The organism is Pollutimonas subterranea, assembly GCF_002849655.1.
In the GTDB taxonomy this organism is placed as follows: Bacteria; Pseudomonadota; Gammaproteobacteria; order Burkholderiales; family Burkholderiaceae_B; genus Pollutimonas; species Pollutimonas subterranea.
The window spans coordinates 157,210-179,400 of record NZ_PDNW01000004.1 but is presented as its reverse complement, the minus strand read 5'-3'; the positions used below and the strand labels follow the sequence as shown (position 1 = coordinate 179,400).

24 protein-coding genes are annotated in these 22,191 nt (G+C 59.0%); 13 read left to right on the top strand and 11 right to left on the bottom strand.

Features of this window, described 5'->3' with window-relative positions; all coding sequences use genetic code 11:
* The first annotated feature begins 154 nt into the window (after positions 1-154).
* On the top strand, positions 155-1,027 hold the full coding sequence (locus CR159_RS06735) for a DMT family transporter (protein WP_199173254.1): 873 nt from the start codon (positions 155-157) through the stop codon (positions 1,025-1,027).
* Between the two features lie 89 nt (positions 1,028-1,116).
* Positions 1,117-1,860 (top strand): sulfite exporter TauE/SafE family protein, encoded by a 744-nt coding sequence (locus tag CR159_RS06730; protein ID WP_102073235.1) that lies wholly within the window; start codon positions 1,117-1,119, stop codon positions 1,858-1,860.
* Here CR159_RS06730 and CR159_RS06725 read toward each other — a convergent pair.
* Positions 1,802-2,773, bottom strand: coding sequence for a LysR family transcriptional regulator (locus tag CR159_RS06725; RefSeq protein ID WP_102073234.1), 972 nt, complete (start codon positions 2,771-2,773; stop codon positions 1,802-1,804). The two genes, CR159_RS06730 and CR159_RS06725, sit on opposite strands and share 59 nt — an antisense overlap.
* A gap of 106 nt (positions 2,774-2,879) precedes the next feature.
* On the opposite strand from CR159_RS06725, the gene CR159_RS06720 reads away from it, so the two are divergent.
* From CR159_RS06720 to CR159_RS06710, 3 genes are read left to right on the top strand one after another with little or no spacing between them, the layout of a single operon-like run.
* The gene (locus CR159_RS06720; protein WP_102073233.1) at positions 2,880-3,860 is read left to right on the top strand and encodes a Bug family tripartite tricarboxylate transporter substrate binding protein; all 981 of its coding nucleotides are present in this window, start codon (positions 2,880-2,882) and stop codon (positions 3,858-3,860) included.
* Positions 3,861-3,895: 35 nt separating this feature from the next.
* The gene (locus CR159_RS06715) at positions 3,896-4,612 is read left to right on the top strand and encodes a PIG-L deacetylase family protein (protein WP_102073232.1); all 717 of its coding nucleotides are present in this window, start codon (positions 3,896-3,898) and stop codon (positions 4,610-4,612) included.
* 44 nt (positions 4,613-4,656) lie between these two features.
* Positions 4,657-5,367: an RraA family protein gene (locus CR159_RS06710; protein WP_102073231.1), complete on the top strand. Its 711-nt coding sequence runs from the start codon at positions 4,657-4,659 to the stop codon at positions 5,365-5,367.
* A gap of 35 nt (positions 5,368-5,402) precedes the next feature.
* On the opposite strand, the gene CR159_RS06705 is transcribed toward CR159_RS06710, so the two are convergent.
* The 3 genes from CR159_RS06705 to CR159_RS06695 form a co-directional block, all read right to left on the bottom strand.
* Entirely contained in the window at positions 5,403-5,891 is a 489-nt protein-coding gene (locus CR159_RS06705) for a CinA family protein (RefSeq protein ID WP_102073230.1), read from the bottom strand.
* A 102-nt stretch (positions 5,892-5,993) separates the two neighbouring features.
* Positions 5,994-6,968, bottom strand: coding sequence for a Bug family tripartite tricarboxylate transporter substrate binding protein (locus tag CR159_RS06700; protein ID WP_102073229.1), 975 nt, complete (start codon positions 6,966-6,968; stop codon positions 5,994-5,996).
* A gap of 96 nt (positions 6,969-7,064) precedes the next feature.
* Positions 7,065-8,189 (bottom strand): mandelate racemase/muconate lactonizing enzyme family protein, encoded by a 1,125-nt coding sequence (locus CR159_RS06695; protein WP_102073228.1) that lies wholly within the window; start codon positions 8,187-8,189, stop codon positions 7,065-7,067.
* A gap of 159 nt (positions 8,190-8,348) precedes the next feature.
* Here CR159_RS06695 and CR159_RS06690 point away from each other — a divergent pair, with 159 nt between their 5' ends.
* A complete protein-coding gene (locus tag CR159_RS06690) occupies positions 8,349-9,260 on the top strand; it encodes a LysR family transcriptional regulator (RefSeq protein ID WP_102073227.1) in 912 nt (303 codons plus the stop codon).
* Here CR159_RS06690 and CR159_RS06685 read toward each other — a convergent pair.
* Together CR159_RS06685 and CR159_RS06680 are read right to left on the bottom strand one after the other, a co-directional pair.
* Entirely contained in the window at positions 9,202-10,143 is a 942-nt protein-coding gene (locus CR159_RS06685; RefSeq protein WP_102073226.1) for a 2-hydroxyacid dehydrogenase, read from the bottom strand. The genes CR159_RS06690 and CR159_RS06685 overlap by 59 nt on opposite strands.
* Before the next feature lie 21 nt (positions 10,144-10,164).
* On the bottom strand, positions 10,165-11,103 hold the full coding sequence (locus CR159_RS06680) for a dihydrodipicolinate synthase family protein (protein WP_102073225.1): 939 nt from the start codon (positions 11,101-11,103) through the stop codon (positions 10,165-10,167).
* 132 nt (positions 11,104-11,235) lie between these two features.
* Between CR159_RS06680 and CR159_RS06675 the strand changes: the two genes are divergently transcribed.
* Positions 11,236-12,111 carry a LysR family transcriptional regulator gene (locus CR159_RS06675; protein WP_102073224.1) on the top strand — a complete coding sequence of 292 codons (876 nt, stop codon included), beginning with the start codon at positions 11,236-11,238 and terminating at the stop codon, positions 12,109-12,111.
* Positions 12,112-12,141: 30 nt separating this feature from the next.
* Here the strand turns inward: CR159_RS06675 and CR159_RS06670 are convergent, their stop codons facing one another.
* From CR159_RS06670 to CR159_RS06660, 3 genes are all read right to left on the bottom strand, one after another.
* Positions 12,142-13,887, bottom strand: coding sequence for an IlvD/Edd family dehydratase (locus CR159_RS06670; protein WP_102073223.1), 1,746 nt, complete (start codon positions 13,885-13,887; stop codon positions 12,142-12,144).
* A 20-nt stretch (positions 13,888-13,907) separates the two neighbouring features.
* Entirely contained in the window at positions 13,908-14,900 is a 993-nt protein-coding gene (locus CR159_RS06665; protein WP_102073222.1) for a Bug family tripartite tricarboxylate transporter substrate binding protein, read from the bottom strand.
* A 129-nt stretch (positions 14,901-15,029) separates the two neighbouring features.
* Positions 15,030-15,596 carry a hypothetical protein gene (locus CR159_RS06660; RefSeq protein ID WP_102073221.1) on the bottom strand — a complete coding sequence of 189 codons (567 nt, stop codon included), beginning with the start codon at positions 15,594-15,596 and terminating at the stop codon, positions 15,030-15,032.
* Positions 15,597-15,786: 190 nt separating this feature from the next.
* On the opposite strand from CR159_RS06660, the gene CR159_RS22340 reads away from it, so the two are divergent.
* The gene (locus CR159_RS22340) at positions 15,787-16,218 is read left to right on the top strand and encodes a CopD family protein (protein ID WP_158238515.1); all 432 of its coding nucleotides are present in this window, start codon (positions 15,787-15,789) and stop codon (positions 16,216-16,218) included.
* 31 nt (positions 16,219-16,249) lie between these two features.
* On the opposite strand, the gene CR159_RS06650 is transcribed toward CR159_RS22340, so the two are convergent.
* Positions 16,250-16,723 (bottom strand): DUF2231 domain-containing protein, encoded by a 474-nt coding sequence (locus tag CR159_RS06650; protein ID WP_102073364.1) that lies wholly within the window; start codon positions 16,721-16,723, stop codon positions 16,250-16,252.
* Between the two features lie 67 nt (positions 16,724-16,790).
* On the opposite strand from CR159_RS06650, the gene coxB reads away from it, so the two are divergent.
* From coxB to CR159_RS06630, 4 genes are read left to right on the top strand one after another with little or no spacing between them, the layout of a single operon-like run.
* Positions 16,791-17,471: a cytochrome c oxidase subunit II gene (gene coxB, locus CR159_RS06645; RefSeq protein ID WP_158238514.1), complete on the top strand. Its 681-nt coding sequence runs from the start codon at positions 16,791-16,793 to the stop codon at positions 17,469-17,471.
* A complete protein-coding gene (gene ctaD, locus CR159_RS06640) occupies positions 17,468-19,969 on the top strand; it encodes a cytochrome c oxidase subunit I (protein ID WP_102073219.1) in 2,502 nt (833 codons plus the stop codon). Before coxB ends, ctaD begins: the two co-directional genes overlap by 4 nt.
* Entirely contained in the window at positions 19,966-20,328 is a 363-nt protein-coding gene (locus CR159_RS06635) for a hypothetical protein (protein WP_102073218.1), read from the top strand. The genes ctaD and CR159_RS06635 overlap by 4 nt, the downstream gene beginning before the upstream one ends.
* A gap of 47 nt (positions 20,329-20,375) precedes the next feature.
* A complete protein-coding gene (locus tag CR159_RS06630) occupies positions 20,376-20,885 on the top strand; it encodes a DUF1993 domain-containing protein (RefSeq protein WP_102073217.1) in 510 nt (169 codons plus the stop codon).
* Positions 20,886-20,944: 59 nt separating this feature from the next.
* Here the strand turns inward: CR159_RS06630 and trxC are convergent, their stop codons facing one another.
* On the bottom strand, positions 20,945-21,388 hold the full coding sequence (trxC, locus tag CR159_RS06625; protein ID WP_102073216.1) for a thioredoxin TrxC: 444 nt from the start codon (positions 21,386-21,388) through the stop codon (positions 20,945-20,947).
* A gap of 95 nt (positions 21,389-21,483) precedes the next feature.
* On the opposite strand from trxC, the gene CR159_RS06620 reads away from it, so the two are divergent.
* Entirely contained in the window at positions 21,484-22,161 is a 678-nt protein-coding gene (locus tag CR159_RS06620; protein ID WP_102073215.1) for a nitroreductase, read from the top strand.
* Positions 22,162-22,191: the final 30 nt, after the last annotated feature.

Sequence of the window (22,191 nt, the reverse complement as noted above, 5' to 3'; positions counted from 1 at the left end):
AACACGAGACCCCGCTCAGACTCATGTCATAGTGGACGAGACTTTTATTTGCGGGAGGCCAGCAACGGGTGGACAATAGGCCTCTTTTCAGGCCCCGGTACCACCGCAACGTTTCCAGGGCATGGGTCATATTGAACAACAGGAATCAAGACTTGTGAACGTGCCTCGCTCGACGCTGGCCTTGGCTGCTGCCGCAGCGACCGGAATACAAGTGGGGGCCGCGATAGTCGGCACGCGCTATGTCGTGCACGATATCGGGCCCTTCTCTCTGGCACTGCTGCGTTATGCCATAGGCTTGGCGTGCATCGCGCCTTTTGTGTTGATGCACGGGCGCGTGCATTTCATGCGCCGTGATCTGTTTGCCGTGCTTGCCCTGGGCATCGGCCAGTTTGCGATTCTTGTCGTGCTGCTGAACCTGGGGTTGCAGTTTATCTCTTCGACACGCGCGGCGCTGCTTTTTGCCACGCTGCCGTTAATCACCATGGTCGTGGCCGCGCTGCTGGGCAGCGAGCCGTTGACGGGCCGAAAAACGGTGGGCGTGGCCATGACGATAGCCGGGGTCGCCGCAACGATGGGCGAGAATTTGCTGGTCGATGGCGGCAGGTACGAGTGGCTGGGGGTCGTCGCTGTGTTGGGTTCGGCGCTTTGCGGTGCACTGTGTTCGGTGTTCTACAGGCCTTATCTGGCTCGTTACCCCACTTTGCCCCTGGCAGCGTCCGCCATGCTCGCCTCTGTGGTGTTTCTCGCGGTGGCGGCGGGCCTTGAAGGTATCTTCACGCAGCCACCCTCGCTGTCGGCAACCGCCTGGACAATCATCTTCTTCATCGGTGTATCCAGTGGCGTGGCCTATATGCTGTGGCTCTGGGCGCTCAAGCATGCCAGCCCTACACACGTCACGGTATTCCTGTCGCTCAGCCCACTTACCGCTGCGTTATTGGGTGTGAGCCTGCTTGGGGAATCGCTGACCCCCGGCGTAGTGTTGGGCATGCTTGGCGTTGCGGGCGGACTATGGGTGTCGACGCGATAGCTTTAGCAGGCTGTCGATCAAGAATACCAGTCACTTATAATCACAGGCCCTTCAATCGCGCGTGATCGCTCCTTAACCCTGGAAAGAAATTGCAGATCGGTATTTTGTTGTTGGTAGCATTGTCTGTGCTGGGCACGTCGTTTATTTCCGGGGTTTTCGGCATGGCCGGCGGGATGATCCTGATGGGCGTCCTGATCACGTTCTTGCCTGTGTCGGCAGCCATGGTGTTGCATGGAACCGCGCAGATGACATCAAACGGCTGGCGCGCGATCATGTGGCGCGCCAACGTCAACTACCCGATCTTTGCCCGCTACATAGTGGGGTTACTTATTGCTGGAGCGCTGTTCTCATTTGTGGGCTTTGTGCCCGACAAGGCATTCGTCTTGATAGCCTTGGGAATAATCCCCTTTCTGGCCGTCCTTATTCCGGCCAGGTTCGTGCCGCAAGCCGACAGCCGGCTTGGCGCCGAATTCTGCGGCTTCCTGAACACCTCCATGCAGTTCATTGCTGGCGTATCCGGCCCGTTGCTGGACGTGTTCTTTGTGCGCAACCAGATGGATCGCCGCTCCATTGTTGCCACAAAAGCCGCCTGCCAGACCTTCTCACACATGGCCAAGCTAGTCTATTTCTTCAATATCCTGGGAACCCAGGCGCGTATCGACGAATGGATGATGGGCGTGGCGGTAATCATGGCGATCACCGGCACCAGCATCAGCAAGTTCGTGCTGGAGAAGCTGTCGGACCATCAGTTCCGCCGCTGGACGCGCTGGTTGGTCATGGCGATAGGCACGGTGTATCTGGTTCAGGGATTTTATGTGCTGCTGACTCGATAAGGGAAGCCGGGGCGCAGGGTTTCCGATGCGCCCGTGCGTAGTCGAGGAACAGTCGCAAAGAGGCCATCTCGCGATTCCTGGACGACGCCATGACGATTTTCGATTCAGTAGCGGAACCGCTGATTTTTTTGAAGACGACGCCAGGTGGCTTTGTATACACATAGGTGCTGGGCACTATGGATATGCCCAGGCCTGCCGCGACCAGAGCCAGGGTGGTACTGTTTTCGCGAACTTCCTGGACGATGCGCGGCGAGAATCCCGCGCGGGCGGTGATGGTGGTGATGTGTTCGAACAGACCGCAACCCAGAGCCTGGGGAAACAGAATGAAATCTTCCTTGGACAGGTCATTGAGATTCACCGCGGTCCCGTCGCGTGCCTCATCGTGGGTCACCGCGGTGGCGAGCATCAGTTCGTCGTGCCACAGGTCGAAGGCTTCTATGAATGACGGAATGCGGAAGTCCAGCGAGGGTCGCAGGAAGCCCACGTCGATTTCGTCCGCGTCCAGCGCTAGCAATTGTTCGCCCGTGGAGAGATGCAGCAAGTCCATTTCAATGTGCGGATAAGCGTGGCGGAAGCCTTGTATCAGTAGCGAAAACTCCTCGAATATCGGTACCGACGCGGTAAAGGCAATGCGTAACTTGCCCGCTTTGCCATCCGTCGTCCATGCGCATAACTCCTTGGCGTTGGCGTATTGCTTCAGAATCGCCGTCGCCTGTTCGTAGAAAAGGGAGCCTGCATGAGTGAGTTCGACGGAGCGCCGCGTCCGGTTGAACAGTCCTACACCGAGGTCATCTTCCAGCAGTTTTATTTGCTGGCTTAGCGGCGGCTGGCTCATATTCAGCCTGACGGCTGCGCGGCTGAAACTGAGCTCTTCAGCGACGGCGACGAAGTAATTGAGTTGTCTGAAATCCATAGCTATTCGAAAATCATATAAATGTTAGATTTAAATAGTATTGGACCATATAAGTGTTGCTCTCCATCATGACCCCTGTATTCAATTAAATCAGGCAGGAGACAAAATGAAGTCATTCAAGTTGCTCAACGTCGTAACGCTCGCGGCCGCGTTTGCGGGCGTCGTTCCTCTTCAAGCGGCTATCGCAGCCGGCTATCCGGAAAAACCCATTACGATCGTGGTGCCATACTCGCCGGGTGGCGGTGTGGATATCGTGACTCGCCTGGTCACCAAGAAAATGTCGGAAGAGCTGGGGCAACCCTTCATCGTGGAAAACCGTCCGGGCGCCGGCACCAATATAGGCATGGCTTACGTCGCGCGTGCCAAGCCCGACGGATATACGTTGTATACCGCTTCGAATACCTTTACCACGAACAAGGCGCTGTATTCCAAATTGACGTTCGATCCCGCGGCCGACTTCACGGCCGTCGGTAAAATCGGCGAGGCTCCTTTGGTGATCGTAGTTGCCAAGGATTCGCCTTTCACGACATTGAAGGAACTTGTCGAATTCGGCAAAAAGAATCCCACGGACCTGACGTTCGGCACGGCGGGAATGGGCAGCTCAGGCCACATGGCCAGCGAACTGTTTGTGCGCAAAGCCGATTTCAAGGCCCTACATATCCCTTATAAAGGCGGCTCTCCCGCTATTACCGATCTGCTGGGCGGACGCCTTTCCTTCATGTCGATCAATCCACTGGAAGTCGTTTCACACATTAAGGCGGGGACTCTTCGTCCTTTGGCCGTCTTGAACAAAACCGGCACGCCTCTGCTTCCGGAACTGCAGACGGCCGAAAAGCAAGGCTTCGATGACCTGGAAGCGACGGTCTGGTGGGGAATCGCTGCGCCGGTCGGCACGCCTGAGCCGGTGGTGACGGAATTAAATGCTGCCTTGAACCTGGCGCTGAAGGATCCAGAGGTGGTAAGCAGCCTGAACAAGCTGGGTGCCTCCGCCTTGCCGGGCACTGCGGCGGAATTCAAGACGTTCCTGGACAAAGAAACCACCGTGCTGACTGACGTGATCAAAGCGGGCAACATCCGCGCGGACTAGTCGTCAGGGTCAACAAGATATTGAGGATACAGGTGATGAATCAAAAGAACGCTCTTATTGTCAGCGCTCATTCCGCGGACTTCGTGTGGCGGGCGGGCGGCACGGTGGCCTTATATGCGCAACGGGGATGGAACGTGCATATTCTGTGCCTGTCCTTTGGCGAACGCGGCGAGTCTGCCAGGCTTTGGAAGCGGGAAAATATATCGCTGGAAACCGTCAAGCAGATACGCAGGGAAGAGTCGGAGCAGGCAGCTGCGATCCTCGGCGCGTCGGTCTCTTTCCTTGACTGCGGCGATTATCCCTTGCGTGTCGATGATGAAACCCTGTTCAAGATCGTGCAGGTGTATCGGGATCTGAAGCCCGAATTCGTCCTGACGCACTCATTTAAGGACCCGTACAACTTTGATCATCCACTGGCAAATCACCTGGCGATGGAAGCCCGGATTATTGCGCAGGCGCATGGCCATAGTCCCCATGAACCCGTGATCGGCGCTCCTCCGGTATTCCTGTTCGAGCCGCATCAGCCGGAGCAATGCGAGTGGAAGCCTGAAACCTTCCTGGATATCTCGTCGGTCTGGGAACAAAAATACCAGGCGTTTCAAATCATGGGCGCGCAGGAGCACCTGTGGGAGTACTACACCCGGGTTGGACTGCAACGCGGTGCGCAGGCATCCCGCAATTCCGATAAGAAAATCAAGTACGCCGAAGCCTTTCAGTGTGTTTACCCGCGTGTCACCGATGATCTGCTCTGACGGCCTCTGCTGGGGTCCAATTTCATTTCTCGACGAGGTGAGGCATGATAAATAGCGCATTCAGTCGCGTGAGCAAGAGGCACGTCGAACAGGCCTCGCGCGTGGCCTGTTCGATTTTGGCTGATGTCTCCGGTCGGCGCGGTTCCCTTGACGGACGGATCAAGTCGCTTGCACCGTCGATGAAGCTGTGCGGTCCCGCATTCACGGTTGAAGTCAGGCCGGGTGACAACCTGATGATTCACGCCGCCCTGGTATTGGCGCAGCCGGGCGACGTACTGGTCATCGATGGCAAGGGTTGTTCGACCGCCGCGCTAATGGGTGAACTGATGTGTGCTCATGCGCAGGCCGCCGGCCTGGCCGGTGTCGTCATTGACGGATCGGTGCGTGACCTTCACGAACTCAAAAATGGAACACTTCCGGTATTCGCCTGTGCGTCGAATCCGAACGGACCGACCAGGCAGCTTGCCGGGCGCATTGGCCAACCCGTTTCGGTGGGCGGTGTTGCCGTGCAGCCGGGAGATCTCGTCGCCGGTGATGACGACGGGGTGGTCGTCCTTCCCGCAGCGGGTGTGGTGCAAGCGTTGCGCGACGCAGAAAAAAAGGTGGACAGCGAACTCAGGCGGATGACCGATATCTCGGAAGGCCGGCTGGTATACGGCTGGCTGGAACAAGCCTTGAAAGAGGCCGGCGCATTGCCGGGCGAGGCGAGCCTTGAACAGTTGATTGCCCGGTTCGGGGCGGACGAGGGCGGCTGACGTAGGGCTACGGGAGGCGTCGCCCAGTCGGCCTTCTATCGTTCCAGTTTCGAAAAGTAATAGGGAATACGTTCCAGTGCGTGGCGTGCGGCCGCTTCCCGAATGGCAACGCGGTCGCCCATGAAGCGACGTGTTTCCGTGAAGACGGCGGGGCTGCCCTTGCCCGCGCCGAACGCCCAGGCAAAGCACTGTGTCCCCGCGGGAATATCATCATCGGTATCATCAACGACGCCTGTGTTGGACACCGCAACATTGGCCCGGCTGTTGCCCAAGGCGCCTTCCGCCATTTCATGGGCGACCTCTTCACTGGTCAGATTGCAGCGGTCCAGCGTGCTTTGCTTGACCGAGAGGCAGCGCTTCTTGGCTTCCGGCGAGTAAACGACAAAGGCGCAGTCAAGCAGCTTGCCAGCGCCCGGAATGTCGGCCAGGGTAGCCGCGATCAAGCCGGCCGTGCAGGACTCGGCCGTGACCAGCAGCAAGGATTCCGATCTCATGAATCTGGCGACTTCTTCTATCGTGTTCACTGGCGTGTACCTCGCTGCTCGTAAGCGTATCGTTTGCGCAGGCCTCCACAGCAAATTGCATGCCGCCCGATGCGTCTGCGCACCGATATGCTGCCCAGCGGGCTACTGTACTTTTATGCCGGCGGCCTTGATCACCTTGCGCCATTTCTCGATTTCCTGTTGCTGGAAGTCGGCGAACTCGGCCGGTGGCATTCCGGACGGTTCAACACCCATCGTCTCCAGCCGCTTTAGTACCTCGGGTGTTTTCAGGACTTCGCTGATAGCCTGATAGAGCTTGTCGACAATGGGCTTAGGAGTGCCTTTGGGCGCAAAAATCGCCTGCCATGACCGTATCTCGTAGTTGGGCAAGCCGGCTTCCTGCATTGTCGGTACGTCAGGAAGGCTTGCCATGCGTTGGGTCGATGTCACCGCCAGTGCGCGCAGGCTGCCTTCAAGCACATGCGGGACGACGGTGGGGCCTTCGAACATCATGCTGACTTGCCCGCCCATGATGTCGGGCAGCGCCGACTTACCGCCGTACGGAACGTGCACCACATTGATATTGGCTTCTTGTCCCAGCAACACCCCGGACAGGTGCTGGGTGGTTCCGATGCCGGACGACGCGTACGTCACCGTGTCCGGATCTTTCTTGGCCGCGGCAATGACGTCTTTCACGCTCTTGAACGGACTGCTGTTGGCCACGACCAGGGTGTTCGCATTGAAGCCGATGATGGTAATGGGCTCGAACGACTTGACGGGGTCGTATTGCATGTTGGGGAACAGGCCGGCATTGATGGCGTGCGATGCGATGCTGCCGCCCATGATGGTGTAGCCGTCGGGCTTGGCCTTGGCAACGTAACTGGACCCGATCATGCCGGTGGCGCCGGGCCGGTTCTCTACCACGACCGACACATTCAGCTTCTTGCTCAACTGGTCTGCAATGATCCGTCCCAGCGTATCGGTGTTGCTGCCGGCGGGAAACGGCGCGACGTAGGTGATGGTTCGGGACGGCCAGTCATCAGCGGCATGGGCGGCGTGTACGCCGGCCATGAGCGCCGTCAGGCAACATAGTGTCAGTGTTTTTTTTAATTTGATCATTTAGTCTCCTTTGCTTGTTATGTCAGTAAAGCGGCGTAGTTTCAACAGGCATGCGAGCCGGTCCCGGCATGCCGTTGCGGCACTTTCTTGTGGGCGCTAGCTTATGGTTTCCCATTTGGCGAACTTTGCGATGAACTTTTCATCGAATCCAAAACCCAGACCGGGTTCCTGGTGCAGGATGACGTTCCCATCCTTGTGCGAAAGTTGCCGGTCGATCAGGTTTCGAAAGTTCAGCACCTGGTCGTTCCAGAAAAATTCGACGTAGCGCGCATTGGGCGTGCTGGCGACCAGTGGGGCATGAAGGTCATGGAACCAGTGCGGGCACATCACCAATCCGTAGCTGGCGGCGGTTTGGGCAATGCGCCGCCACTCCGTGATGCCGCCGCACACCGCAGCGTCAGTCTGCAGGATGGATGCCGCGCCCTTGTCCATCAGTTCCTTGTGGTACCACCGGCCATAGCCGATTTCGGCCGTCGCGATCGGCACGCGGGTCAGCTTGGCCAGGCGAGCATGGTTATCGATATCGTCCGGCAGAAAGGGCTCTTCGAAGAAGTAGGGGTCGTATTGCTCGAAACGCCGGACATATTGCATAGCTTCGGTGGTGTCCGCCCAGGCATTATTCATGTCCATCATCAGTTCGACGTCGGGTCCGATCGCTTCGCGTGCGGCTTTCAAGCGCTGTTCTTCTTCGCGTGGCGACAGGCGTCCCGATTTCATCTTGACGGCCTTGAAACCCTTGTCCACGTAGCTGGCCATTTCTTCGCCCAGATGTTGTGGCGTCTTGCCGTCAAGGTAGTAACCGCCACTGGCGTAGGCCGGTACGGCGTCCAGTTCGACGGCTCCCATGAACTTGTGCAGCGGCAGGCCATGGGTCTTGGCGTTGAGGTCCCACAAGGCGATGTCCAGGGCGCTGATGGCTCGCATCACGGTTCCAGCCCGCCCTTGCAGCAGCGCTTCCTGGTTCATTTTTTGCCATAGGCCTTCCACAGCATACGAGTCGCCGTTGATGAGCACGGGCGCCAGCAAGTCCCTGACGGCGGCGGTGAAGATGGCGCCGCCGGCGCTGCCGACATAGCAAAAGCCTATCCCCTCGACGCCGTCGGTGGACCGGATCCGGACCAGGCCATAATGCCGCGTGCTGACGGAGCGGTTCGAGAAAGATGTGACGATGTCCAGGGGTACGGCAGCGGCGCAGACTTCGATGGACTGGATAATTGGCATGAAAAATTTCTCCTGTTGAGTGTTCAAATCACCGTGGTGCTTGACGCTATTCTTGTTGATATGCAAAGCTAGAACAATATTGCTTTGCTGGCTTCAGAAATAAGAAAAACAATCTTTTGACAACGGCGGCTACCGCCCCGGAACACGACAGGAGTAAAGGTGGATACGCGTTTTCTGGAGAGCTTCGTACAGGTGGTGGAATTGGGCTCAATCGCCGCGGCGGCCAGGGCACTGGACCTGACGCCCACGGCCGTGTCGCTGAGGCTCAAGGCACTTGAGGCGGAAGTGGGAACGGCCCTGGTGGAGCGTGCAGGCAGAACCGTACAGCCCACTCAGGCGGGGGGCAAGGTATTGACGCAGGCCAGGCTGCTTTTGCAGGAGGTGAAGAATTTCAACTCATTGGCAAGCAGTACCGAGCTGCCCGCAGGCCCCCTGGTGCTTGGCGCGACACCGTCGGCGCTCAAGGGCATGCTGCTGCCCATCCTTCAAAGGTGGGTGGAAAAGTACCCCTCAATCGAGGTATTGATCGAGCCGGGCCCGTCCACCACCTTGTACGAACGCGTCATGAGCGGTGTGCTTGACGCGGCCATCCTGGTGCATCCCCTGTTCGATGTGCCCAAGACCGTCAGCTGGAAAACCTTGCGCACTGAACGCCTGATTCTATTGACGCCATCGGGCCTTGACCACGTCGATCCGTTCGCCATCATCCGCGACTATCCCTACATCCGCTACGACCGCCGGGTGGTCGCCGGCAAGATGGCCGATGACTACCTGCGGACCAATAAGCTTTATCCGACTGCGCGACTGGAGCTGGATGGCATCGACTATATTGCCGATATGGTGAAGGCAGGCCTGGGTGTGTCGGTGCTTCCCGACTGGGCGGACGGTAACCGGCTGGACCCGGCATTGACACGCCATCGCCTTCCAGAGCCCGTGCCCACTCGTGAACTGGGGCTGTTGTGGCTGCGTACCAATGCCCGTGAAAAGCTAGTGCGCGCTTTTCTGGACCTTGCTACTCCGCAACCGGCGTCACCGCCCGTCCAGTCTCGAAAAAGCTCCTTAGATTCTTGATGGCCAGTTCGGCCATCGCCATTCGCGTCTCGTGCGTGGCGCTGCCTATATGCGGCGTGACGATGACGTTGTCCAGCCGCCGGAGCGGATTGTCTGGTAGGGGTTCTTCGTCGAAGACATCGAGCGCCGCGCCCAGGATGGTCTTGTTGGTCAATGCATTCAGAAGATCGGCGTGATTGACGACGCTGCCTCGTGCAATGTTGACCAGTATTCCCGCAGGCCCCAGCGCATCGAGCACCGCGGCATTGATGATCCGATAGGTGGATGGGCCGCCCGGGCAGCACACGATAAGGATATCGGCATGCGCTGCCAGCGCGACCAGGTCGTCGAAGTAAGGCCAGTCGACGGCTTGCCGCTGGCGACCAAAGTAGGCGATATCGACATCGAAGGGCAAAAGGCGCGCGGCGATTTCCTTGCCGATCCGGCCCAGGCCGACCATTCCAACCTTCTTCCCGGCCAGCGTCAATCCTAGCGGAAAGGCACCAACCTGCCACGCGCCGGTCCGCACGAACTGATCGGCTTGCGGAATTTGCCGCAGCGTCGCCAACACCAGTCCGACGGTGAGTTCGGCGACCGCCTTGTCCAGCACAGAGGGCGTGTTCGTGACGACAATCCCTCGGTTGCGTGCATAGGACAGCGGTATGCCGTCGTGGCCGACGCCATTGGTGCAAATGATGCGCAAGTTCGGCAGTTGTTCCAGAAGATCTTCCGGAATGCGGTAATTGGAACGGGTGACGATGCCCTGTATTTGCGCGCGTCGCTGCGGGGTCTCGCCAAGCTCATGCGGTTCAACGAGCTCGAAGGTGGTTCGCAAGCGGGCCTCCACGGCTTCCGGGAAGACACCGATCTTGAGCAATGGAGGGAAGCTGGAGGAAACGGCCATGGTCGTCAAGGGTTCCGCTGATCAGGCATCCAGGTGGGCCAGCGCGTTGGCGTTGTCGATCTGGAAGTCGATGGCGGCCAGGCCGGACTTTAGTTGCGCCGCTTGCTCTTGCGTCAGCTCAACCAGGGGCGGGCGCACGACCGACCAACTGGGGTCCTGCGCCTGTGCGGCGATGGCGGACTTCATGGCCGGTATCATGGGCAGCTTCTGGAAGACGCCTCGCACCTCGTTCAAGCGCGCTTGCTGGGCGTCGGCGTCGTCGTCCTGCCACGTGGCGCCCAGATGCGCAATGGCCGCCGGGTTGACGTTGCCGGTTGCCGTGATGCAGCCGGCACCGCCGTGACGCAAGGTCTGCAGCAGGAAAGACTCGCTGCCCGCGAATACGTCGAAACCGGCGGGCTGGAATTGCGTGAGCATGGCCAGCGTGTTGTCCCAGTTTCCAGAGCTATCTTTAATGCCGGCAATATTCTCGGGATAGGACTTGAGCAGGCGTTCGATCAGGTCCAGGCTGATGCCCACCTGCGCAACAGGAGGGATATGGTAAAGATAGATCTTCAACCGTGCGTCGGCGATGGTATCGATGATGGTGGCGTAATTGCGGTACAGGCCTTCGTCACTGACTCCCTTGTAGTAGAAGGGCGGCAGCATCAGCACGCCGCCGCAGCCCAGTTCCACCGCATGGCGAGTAAGCTCGATGGAGTCGGTGATGGCGCAATGGCCCGTCCCCGGCATCATTTTTTGGGTGGGCAGGCCCTCATCGACGAGCAAATCAAGAAGCTGACGCTTTTCATTGATGGACAAGGAATTTGCTTCGGAATTCGTGCCGAACACGGCGAGGCCGACATCCTGCTCAATCAAAGACCGGCAGTGCTTGACAAAACGTGGCTTGGAAACCGAATAGTCGGGATTGAAAGGGGTCAGTACGGGCGATAGCACGCCGCGCATTTTCGTGTTGGTCATAAGGTCTCCGCTAACAAATTCTTGGTTTAGTGAACTGCAAAAGTATTGCCCGGGAAGGGTATAAGTTAAAGTGGCTTTCGCTTGTTTCACAAAATAGAATTATTTGCCTTTAACCTGCACCGGTCGAGCATTATGGACACGAAATACATGCAGAGCTTTGTTGCCGTCGTCGAGGCCGGCTCCTTTGCCGAAGCCGCACGCCGGCTCGACCTGACTTCCGCGGCCATCGCCGCGCGCATCAAGGCGCTGGAAGAAGACCTTGGCGTCGCGCTGGTAAAGCGCTCCGGCAGATCGGTGAAGCCGACGGAAAGCGGTATCCGCATCCTGGAAGAAACCCGGGCCGTCATACGCAACATTCGCGACCTTCGCGCCATGGCGGTCGATGGCGGGCAAGCCGGCGAGCTGCGCATGGGCTGCTTTGTGTCGGCCTTGATCAATGTCTTGCCCCCCATACTGAAGCGACTGTATGGCATCTATCCGAACGCCTCCATTTTCATCACGCCGGGTGCTTCCATTGATCTGTGTGCGAAAGTGGCAAACGGCGAGCTGGATGCCGCTATTGTCGTGGAACCACAGTTTGCGGTCCCCAAGAATTGCGTATGGCAGTCATTCATGGAAGAGCCCCTGGTGGTTGTGGCGCCTGTCAGCCTGAAGGGACAGGATGCCCATCAATTGCTCGAGACCCAGCCCTTTCTTAGGTACGATCGCAGCGTGTATGGCGGTCAGCTGGCTGACCGGTATCTGCGCGACCATCAAATTCGCACCAGGCAGCGCTTGGAAATCGACAGCCTGCTGGCCATTGCCTCACTGGTGCACGAAGGCTTGGGTGTATCGCTGATACCCGATTGGTCATACATGTGGGAGTCGCTGGACATCGTGCGTGTTGCACTGCCGGGTCGTGCGCCGGTCCGCCGAAACGGCCTGGTCTGGAACGCGCAGGGCCATCATGCAAAAATGGCCGCCTCGGTCTATGACGAGGCCAAGGCTTTGTTTGGAACGCGCGCATAGGGCTTACGCCGGCATGCGCGCGCTACCGTTTTAAGCCGAAGGCGGCACGCCGGGTCGCACGCCACGCAGGAAGTCGAAGTCAACGCCCTGGTCGGCCTGGGTTACCGTATCGAGAAACAGCTTCTTGTAGCCCCGGTCGGCGGTGGGTGGGGTCATGGGGGCGGCTTCTTTGCGGCGCTGCATCTCTTCGTCGGAGACCAGCAGCGAAATCTCGCGCTTGCTGACACTAAGTCGGATGCGGTCGCCATTCTGTACGTAAGCCAGCGGGCCGCCTATTGCCGACTCCGGCGTCACATGCAGGACAATAGTGCCGAAAGCCGTACCGCTCATGCGGCCATCGGAGATGCGGACGATGTCTTTCACGCCCTTGATCGCCAGTTTCTTTGGAATGGGAATGTAGCCAGCTTCCGGCATGCCGGGGGCGCCTTTGGGGCCGATATTCTTGAGAACCAGCACATCGTCGGCGGTGACGTCGAGGTCGTCGGAGTCGATTCTATTGGCAAGGTCCGCGGCATTCTCGAAGACGACGGCCCGGCCTTCGTGCTCCATCAGGCCGGGATCGGCTGACGATTGTTTGATAATGGCTCCGCCCGGCGACAGATTGCCTTCCAGCACGGCGATGCCGCCCTGGGGATAAATGGGGTTGTCCATGGTCTTGACGACATCTTGGTGAAAGCCGGGGCCTGCCCGTTCTATCTCTTCGCCCAGCGTGCGACCGGTCACGGTAAGGGCGTCCAGCTTCAGTCGAGGCTTGAGCTGGCGCAGCAGCGTGGCCATGCCGCCGGCCTTATGGAAATCTTCCATATAGTGCTGGCCTGAAGGCTTCAAATCCAGCAATACCGGTGTGTCCTTGCCCATGCGATCCAGGACCTTAAGGTCGATATCCAGGCCCAGGCGCCCCGCAATGGCGGCAAGGTGGACGATGCCGTTGGTGGAGCCGCCTATGGCCAGCAGAACGCGCATCGCATTCTCGAAGGCGTCGGCAGTCAGTATCTTGTCGATGGTCAGGCCGCTGCGTGCCATCTCCACGGCCTGGGCCCCCGTCATTTCCGCAATCCGCATGCGGTCGGCCGTAACGGCGGGCGGGCTGGCTCCGCCCGGCACGGTCATGCCCAAGGCCTCGGCAATGCAAGCCATGGTGCTGGCGGTGCCCATCACCGAACAGGTGCCTACGCTGGCCACCAGTTGGTTGTTCACATCGGCGATTTCCTGGTCATCGATCTCTTCGGCCCGATATTTTCCCCAGTAACGGCGGCAGTCGGTGCAAGCGCCGACGCGCTCGGAGCGGTGCGAACCCGTCAGCATGGACCCGGTAATAAGCTGGATGGCGGGAATGCCGGCCGACGCGGCGCCCATCAGCTGCGCCGGCACGGTCTTGTCGCAACCGCCTATCAGGACCACGGCATCCATGGGCTGCGCCCGGATCATTTCCTCGGTATCCATCGACATGAGGTTGCGCAGATACATGCTGGTGGGAAAGGCAAAGCTTTCGTGGATGGATATCGTGGGAAAGTCCATGGGCAGCCCGCCTGCCAGCATAATGCCCCGCTTGAGCGCCTCGATCAGTTGTGTCACGTTCCCGTGACAGGGGTTGTAGGCACTTCCCGTGTTGGCGATTCCGATCACCGGCCGATTCAGGGCTTCATCGGAATAGCCCGCCCCCTTGATAAAGGCCTTCCTGAGAAACAGCGAAAAGCCGTTGTCACCATAGCTGGTCAAGCCCTTGCGCAGGCCGGTGGCTTCGATGTCGGGAGTTGCGGGAGTTTTCTTGGTCATGAATGAATGCTTCTTTCTCGTTAATTGACAGTTATATTGCCGTCGCGGATAACTTTAGCCCATTGTTCGACCTCGGCGGTAAGGCGCGTTTTTGAGGCCTCGATTGACAGGGGGTCGGCATAGACGCCTTGCTGCAATAACTGCTCTTTGACTTCTTTCTTTGTAAGTCCCGCCAACAGTGCCTTGTTGATTCTTTCCAGGATAGGAGCGGGCGTGCCGGCCGGCGCCATGACGCCAAACAGGGAGCTGACATTGAAGCCAGTTAGGCCTTGTTCCTTAGCCGTAGGCACGTCGGGCAACATGGACACGCGCTCGGGCGTCAGCACGGCCAAAGGACGCAACTGGCCGGATTTGATGAACGAAATGGCCGCCGGCATTGTTTCGGTCATGACCTCCACCTGTCCACCGACCAAGTCCGTCATGGCCGGGCCGCTGCCGCGATAGGCGACGTGCACGATATCGACGCCAGCGATTTGCTTGAAGAGCTCCATGGCCATGCGTTGCGGCGCGCCGGCACCCGACGATGCGAAATTCAGCTTGCCAGGATTTTTCTTGGCATAGTCGACAAGGTCGTTCAATGACTTGACGGGCACCGACGGGTTGACCACAGCCACCAGGGGCACGAAGCCTACTACGCCCGCAGGCGTGAGGTCTTTCTGCAAGTCGTATTGAAGCTTGCCCTTTTCCAGCGTGGCCATGACCGAGTGCGAGGTCAGTGCGCCCATAAGCAGCGTGTATCCGTCCGGCTTGGCGCGCGCGACCTCGGCCGCGCCGATGTTGCCCCCAGCCCCGCCACGATTCTCGATGACAACCTGCTTGCCGATTTCGTCGCTGAGATTCTTGCCCACGATACGGCCGATGACATCGGTGGCGCCGCCGGGAGGATAGGGGATGATCAGGCGTATGGGTTGATCGGGGTAGCTATCGGCGCTTTGGGCTGTAGCGCCCAGGGGCGTAGCGAGCAGCAATGCGGTCAGCGAGATGCCGAGCATGGATTTGGATTGTTGAAACATGGATGTCCCTTTAATGAGTCTTGTGATGTTTCCAGAAATCTGCTGTCCATGTTCGCAGCCTTACAGCGCCCGAGGGCAAAATCTTTTTTTAATCAATCCAAAAAATACGTTGCATGCCGCGAGCCTGTGTTACTGGCCCTTATCTTTGCCTTCCTGTACGGCGCGCTCAAGGTCTTCATCTGACAGGACACGCACATCAGGATCGGCGGTATTGCCGCTGGCGGGTGCAAAATGCAGCTTTTCCATATAAGGGGTGGGTTTTTTGCGGCGGTAGTCGGCAAACTCCTTTGCGTAGTATTCACGTGCCTCGTGCACGCTTTTTGCATCGGTGGCTATGTCGTGCATCAGGTTCAGGGCCAGGAAATTTGCCTGTTCATCATGGCAGCGTGCCGATACCTCGCCGGTCGTGCGGTTTACCACGACGCTTCCATCGAATCCGGCCAGCAAGGTCACCTTGTCGACCGGAACCTGATAGTCGATGACGGATTCAACCGAATCCATGTGCGGCGCCGGAAAATTGTGGGTATGAACTGTCCTGGACGCCACGATGCGCTTCCATGGACCGGCTTTGTGCCAGGTCACCAGATGCTCGGTCACATCGTCGGGTTCGCCATATTGGTCGATGACCAGTTGCGCAGCTTCGCGTGCATTTTCAGGCCAGTCGGCAATGGATGGTGATTGGGATGTCGAAGGCATGTCGCTCTCCAAAGTAAGTGGGCGGAGATTTCATGCAGCATATTGGATACCCAGCAGGTGGGCTGTAGCAGGCACAGGGCTTGCTGAGGTTTCCCGTTCAACACCGAATACCTCCCTAAAAAACGGAAGCATGCCATGTCGATCGCCACAATCTCCACACATTGCGAGTTCATCTAACATGGCGTGGCTCATGGGCCTGCATATCGCCGCCCTGGTCGTCTGGTGTGCGGGGCTGCTCTACCTGCCCGGCTTGTACAGCGTCCAGACTCATCTTCGTCAGCATACAGAGTTTCATCGCATACGCGTGATGAGCCGTGTAGCGTTCGTGGGGATTGCCTCGCCCGCGGCGGTGATTGCCATTATTTCGGGCTCCGCGCTGGTTTATACACTGGATGCTTCAGGCGGCTGGCTGGCCGCCAAGCTTACCGTGGTCGCCTTCATGGCGATATTTCATGCGTATTGCGGACACATGTTGGCGCGCCTCGGGCATGAGTCGCAGCAGCGGCGTCGCTATCGGGTGGAACCCTGGCTCGTCATCCCGCCGGTACTGATGATCAGCCTTGTTCTATGGCTGGTGTTGGCCAAGCCGGTGCTGTTTCTTGATACGTGGAGCGCCCCATGATGGTGTCGCGCCTCGCCGATGTTGCTTTCGCTTATTCTTGGGGCTGGGTGGCGACGCGATCTTCGAACACGAGCTTGCCGCCCAGCCATCCGGCCAAGGCAACGAGCAAGGCTCCAAGAAAGGACAGATAGATGCCTATGGGAAAAATTGCTGCCTCTGCGTCAGCCAGCCGGCTGAGCCAATTAATAAAGCCCACGGCCAGGAGCATGACCGCCATGACAAAGTGGTTCCATGCGGCGGCGCGCTGGCGTATTCCGGCCACGGACAGCAATTCGATCGTACCTGCCACCCCGGCGAGTATGCCCATCAAGGTGCCCACACCAAGCAGCCACAGCGACACGCGCGCCCAGAAACTGTCACCCAGCAGGACAAAGGCGGCATCGCTGCCCAGCGCACAGATCAACAGTGCAATGGGAAACGTCACCAGCATGGGGTGCATGGGGTGGCTCGACAGAGCGACGACGGTATGGGTTCCGTCGGGTAAGGGCTGGGCCAGTTTTTCCATCGAATCTCCGTGTGGGACAGCTGCCGGGCATCAGCAAAATCCATGCCGCCGGCGGCTGCCTGCGGCGTTGCTGCTCGTTCCTTTGTTGGCGGGGTGTTCGCAAGGGCGTCTGTCCGCCCTGGATGCGGCCGGTCCCGCGGCCCGCGATATTGCGCAGGTATGGAACGTGATGGCCTGGGGTGCTGCCGCCATCCTGGTGTTCATGGTTGCGCTGACCGTCTATGCGGCATGCCGGTCGCCGGGCAAGCGCCGCGGTACGCCGACGATGCTGTTGCTGATAGGCGGTGGGCTGGTATTTCCCGGCGTGGTGTTGATCGCCTTGCTTGGGTACGGATGGAACGCCGGCGACGAACAGGCGCCTCGCCGCGGCGAAAGTAATGTGTTTCGTGTGGAGGTCCGGGCCCATCAGTGGTGGTGGGAGATCATTTATCCGGAAGCCGACAATGGGCCGCTGTATGCCGTCAACCAGATCCATGTGCCGGCGGGGCGTCCGGTGTATGTCACCGTTACTTCTTCCGATGTGATCCACAGTTTCTGGGTTCCGCGGCTGGGCGGGAAAATCGATGCCATTCCGGGGCGCAGCAACACCATACGCTTGATGGCGAGCGAGCCGGGAACCTACGATGGGGTATGCGCGGAATTCTGCGGAATAGGGCATGCTCACATGCCGCTGAATGTGCGGGCGCACGACGAAGCGGGCTTGGCGCAGGCGCTTGCAGGCTTATCGACGGTGAGGGCGGTGCCATGAAACAGCATTTCTCGCCCATCGCCCTGCACCACGCATTGGATAAGGACTGGCGCTCCCCAAAGGGCTGGCGCGGTATATCAGCCGTCAACCACACAACGGTAGGGCTGCGCTTTATTGTCGCGGCGCTGGTTTTCTTCCTGATTGGCGGAGTCCTGGCCATGCTGTTGCGTGCCCAGCTGGCGACATCCGGCAACGCATTCCTGGACAGCGACGCCTACAACCAGGTCTTCACCATGCACGGCACGGTGATGATGTTTCTTTTTGCGATCCCGATGCTGGAGGGCTTCTCGTTTTATCTGCTCCCCAAGATGCTGGGCGCGCGCGACCTGGCCTATCCCAGGCTGGGCGCCTATGCGTGGTGGTGCTATCTTGCGGGCGGCTTGATACTGGTGACCGCCATGGCGCTGGGCCTGGCACCCGACAGCGGTTGGTTCATGTACACGCCCCTGTCGGGGCCTACCTATCGGCCCGGCATCAATAGCGATATATGGCTGATCGGCGTGACGTTCGCCGAGATTTCAGCCATCTGCGGCGCGGTGGAGCTGATCGCCACGATACTGAAACTGCGCGCGCCGGGCATGGGGCTGAACCGCATGCCGATTTTCGCGTGGTATATCCTGGTTACCGCAGGAATGATACTGGTCGGATTTCCGCCGCTGATATTGGGCAGCATCCTGCTGGAAATCGAACGCGCCTTCGGCCTGCCGTTCTTTGACGTGACGCGTGGGGGTGACCCGCTCTTGTGGCAGCATTTGTTCTGGCTTTTCGGCCATCCCGAGGTCTATATTATTTTCCTGCCCGCCGCCGGCATGGTGTCAACCATGATCCCCGTGTTCGCGCAGCGTCCCCTGGCCGGCTATGTATGGGTGGTAGCCAGCGTGGCAGCGGTCGGATTTCTCAGTTTCGGACTGTGGGTCCATCATATGTTCACGGTGGGGATCCCGCAGCTCGCCGTCCTGTTTTTTTCGGCGGCCAGCATGCTGGTCACGGTTCCAACCGCCGTCCAGTTCTTTGCCTGGATTGCGACGCTCTGGTCGGGGCAGACCCGGTTCCGGCTGCCCATGCTGTACCTGGCGGGCTTCCTGGTCGTGTTTGTCACCGGCGGACTTACCGGTGTGATGCTGGCGCTGGTGCCGTTCAACTGGCAGGCACACGATACCCATTTCGTGGTGGCGCACTTGCATTATGTGTTGACGGGCGGCATGGTGTTTCCGCTCTTGGCCGCGGCATGTTACTGGATGCCGCACATCACAGGCAGGATGCCTGCGGGCAAGACCGGAATCACGGCTTTCTGGCTTATCTTTGTCGGATTCAACCTCACGTTTCTACCCATGCACCTGACCGGCTTGCTGGGCATGCCGCGCAGAATCTATACCTATCCGTCGGATGCGGGCTGGGATACGCTGAATTTGCTGTCTTCGCTGGGTGCGTTTATTCAGGCCATGGGCTTCCTGGTGTTCTTGCTGGATATGTTCCTGCACACGCGTGCCGGGCGCGCCGCGCCGCGCAACCCATGGAATGCCGGAACACTGGAATGGGCCACGCCCACCCCGCCTCCCTCCTACAACTTTGCGTCCCTGCCCGACGTGCAGGGACGCGATCCGCTCTGGGACAATCCGGCGCTGGGCGCGGAGCTGGCCGGGGGCCGGCATTGGCTTGCAATACCGGCTCCTGGCCAGCGCCAGACGCTCAGTGTGGACGTGCTGACCGGCAATCCACGCAGTGTCGTGCAATTGCCTGGGCCGAGCTGGTTGCCTTTTTATGCGGCCATCGCCACGGGTGTGTTTTTCGTCTGTATTCTGTTCAAGATTTACGAGGTAGCGATTGTCGGCGCCCTCGCGGCGTTGTTGGTTTTCCTTCGATGGGCATGGCAGAACGGAGCCCGCGATGATCCCGCATCCATAGAGGCGGTTGCGCAAATCATGCTGCCGGCGCATTTCGCCGCGTCCGGTGCGCCGGGGTGGTGGGGTATGGCGTGTAGCCTGGCTGCCAATGCGGCCTTGTTTGGCTCTTTATTGTTCGGTTATCTTTTTCTGTGGACGATGGCGCCGAATTGGCCTCCGCCGGCGTGGATCGATATCCCCCCGGCGTGGGGAGCGCTTGCGGCCTGCTTGCCCGTGGCAGCAACGATCGCCGTGCGCGCCGCATGCTCGGCCAACCAGAGCGGCCGGCGACAGGCCTGCTCCTTCTGGCTACTTGCTGGCGCGCTTGCAAGCATCGTTGCGATCCTGGCGGTGTGCATGGTGGTGGGGCGCCTTCCGCCCGCCACCAGCCACGCCTATGTGGCGACCACATTCGTATTGCTCTGTTATGCGGGACTGCACATGGCGATAGCCGGGATTCTGGCCGTGCATGTTGCTTTGCGTTGCCGGGCAGGATATGTGTCCCGTGTCCGGTCGCTGGAGCCGGCAGTGCTACGCCTGTGGTGTGACTACACAGCCATTGCGGCCGTGGTGGTCATTGCCGCGCTCTACGGTCTTCCACGGGTGTTCCCATGACCGCGGCACGTAGTCCCAGCTTGTGGCGCGCCATGACGGGGCTTGCGATATGGATGCTGTGTTTTGTCGCCCTGTATGGTGGCCATGCGCTGGGATGCCGGTACCGCGTGCTGCTGGACGAGGCATTCGGCTTGCCCATGCTGACATGGCTGCTGGTACTGATCTGGGCAATCTCGTTGGCGGTCCTTTTATGGCTGGCGGCGCGCAGCCTGTCGTCGCTGCGCCTGACGCGCGTAGCGGGGAGCGCACAACCGCTGTCCCGTTTCATGTCTGTCTTGACCCTGACGGTGGATATCTCCGGTTTCGTATCGACCGTGGCCATCGGGCTTCCCCTGCTCTGGATGCCCGTCTGCGCCTAAGATTCCACGATGACTATAATCATCTGTCCTCTTACCTCGGAGTCTCCATGACAATTTCCCTCTATGCCGCTTCAGTTCCTGTTTTCAAGCAAATGCTGAACAGCCTGGATGCCTTGCTCAGCAAGGCCGAAGAACATGCGGAGGCCCGGAAAATTGATCCCGCTGCCTTGTTGCAGGCACGTCTTTTCCCCGATATGTTTCCGCTGGCTCGCCAAGTGGAAGTGGCCGCTGATTTCGCCCGTGGTGTGTCGGCACGACTGGCTGGTGCCGACGTGCCCAAGTATGACGACATCGAACCGACTTTTGCGGATCTGCATGGGTTGATCGCCAAGTCGCTGGCTTTTATCGACGGCTTTTCTGCCGACCAGATCGACGGCAACGAAGACCGCAGCATTGTGACTCGCCCTGGTACACCCAAAGAAAAGAAGTTCAATGGCCAATCGTATTTGCTGACTTACGGCCTGCCGCAATTCTTTTTTCATGTCACTACCGCCTACGCAATTTTGCGCCACAATGGTGTGGAAGTCGGAAAGCGCGACTTCATGGGCCAATATTGACGCCTGGCAACCGATCGTTGTCCGCTACGATCCGGTAGCATTGCGCGAAGCAGGCGCCGTCATGCCAGACCGGCATGGCGCCGTGCCCATGCAATGATGTCAGAGGCGCTCATGGCGCCGGCTTGACGGGCTATCTCGCGTCCGCCCTTGAATAGCGCCAAGGTGGGTATGCTTCGTATGGAGTAACCGGCTGCCAATTCCTGGGCCGCTTCGGTGTCCAGCTTGGCCACACGCAGCATGGGCTCCAGTTGTTGGGCCGCCTGGGCATAGGCTGGCGCCATGCTCAGGCAAGGACCACACCACGGCGCCCAGAAATCCACCAGTACGGGAATGTCGTTACGTGAAATATGCTGGGGGAAGCGCTTGCTGGTCAGGTCCAGGGGCTTACCGGCAAACAGCGCCTGCTTGCATTTTCCGCAGCTGGGTTGATCATGCAGGCGCTCTCGAGGAATGCGATTTACGGTATCGCAATCCGGACAGACTATATGTAGCGATTCAGTCATCAGTTTCTCCAGGGTTTGTTAAGGGGCTACCGGTCTTTGCCTTGGCACTGCGTATAGAATAGTCCCTCGCCTTACTGTCCTACAGGAAGCAAAGCATGAATGAATTCGACATAGTCGTCGATGCGATTACGTCTCGGCGTAGTGTCAGGGGGTTTCTTCCTGAACCGGTCGGCATCGACCTCATCAACAAGATTCTTGCCACGGCGTCGTACGCGCCCAGTGGCAGCAATATCCAGCCCTGGCACGTCCATGTCGTCATGGGCGAAAAACGCGACGAGCTCTCGCGCCAATTACTCGATGCCCATAACCGGAAGCGGCCCGAAAGCCGCGAATACGACTATTATCCCGTCAACTGGCGCAGTCCCTACATCGAACGCCGGCGCGAGACCGGATGGGGATTGTATGAAACCCTCGGTATACAAAAGGGCGACCGCCAGGCATCGGCGCAGCAGCACGGGCGTAACTACAGCTTCTTCGGTGCTCCGGTCGTCCTTATCTTTTCCATAGACAATGATTTGCAGCAGGGCAGTTGGCTGGATTACGGCATGTTCCTGCAGAACATCATGGTCGCGGCGCGAGGCTGCGGCCTGCACACATGTCCGCAAGCCGCGCTGGCCAACTATCCGGATATCGTAAAAAGCCAATTGGGCATCGACGATGGACGAACGGTAATTTGCGGCATCTCGATGGGCTATGAAGACACCGACTGCCTGGCCAATCGGTTCAGGCCGCCGCGTATCGGCCTTGACGAGTTCGTGACTTTTCATTCATGACTCTCGTTGAACACTGCCACTACCTTAAGC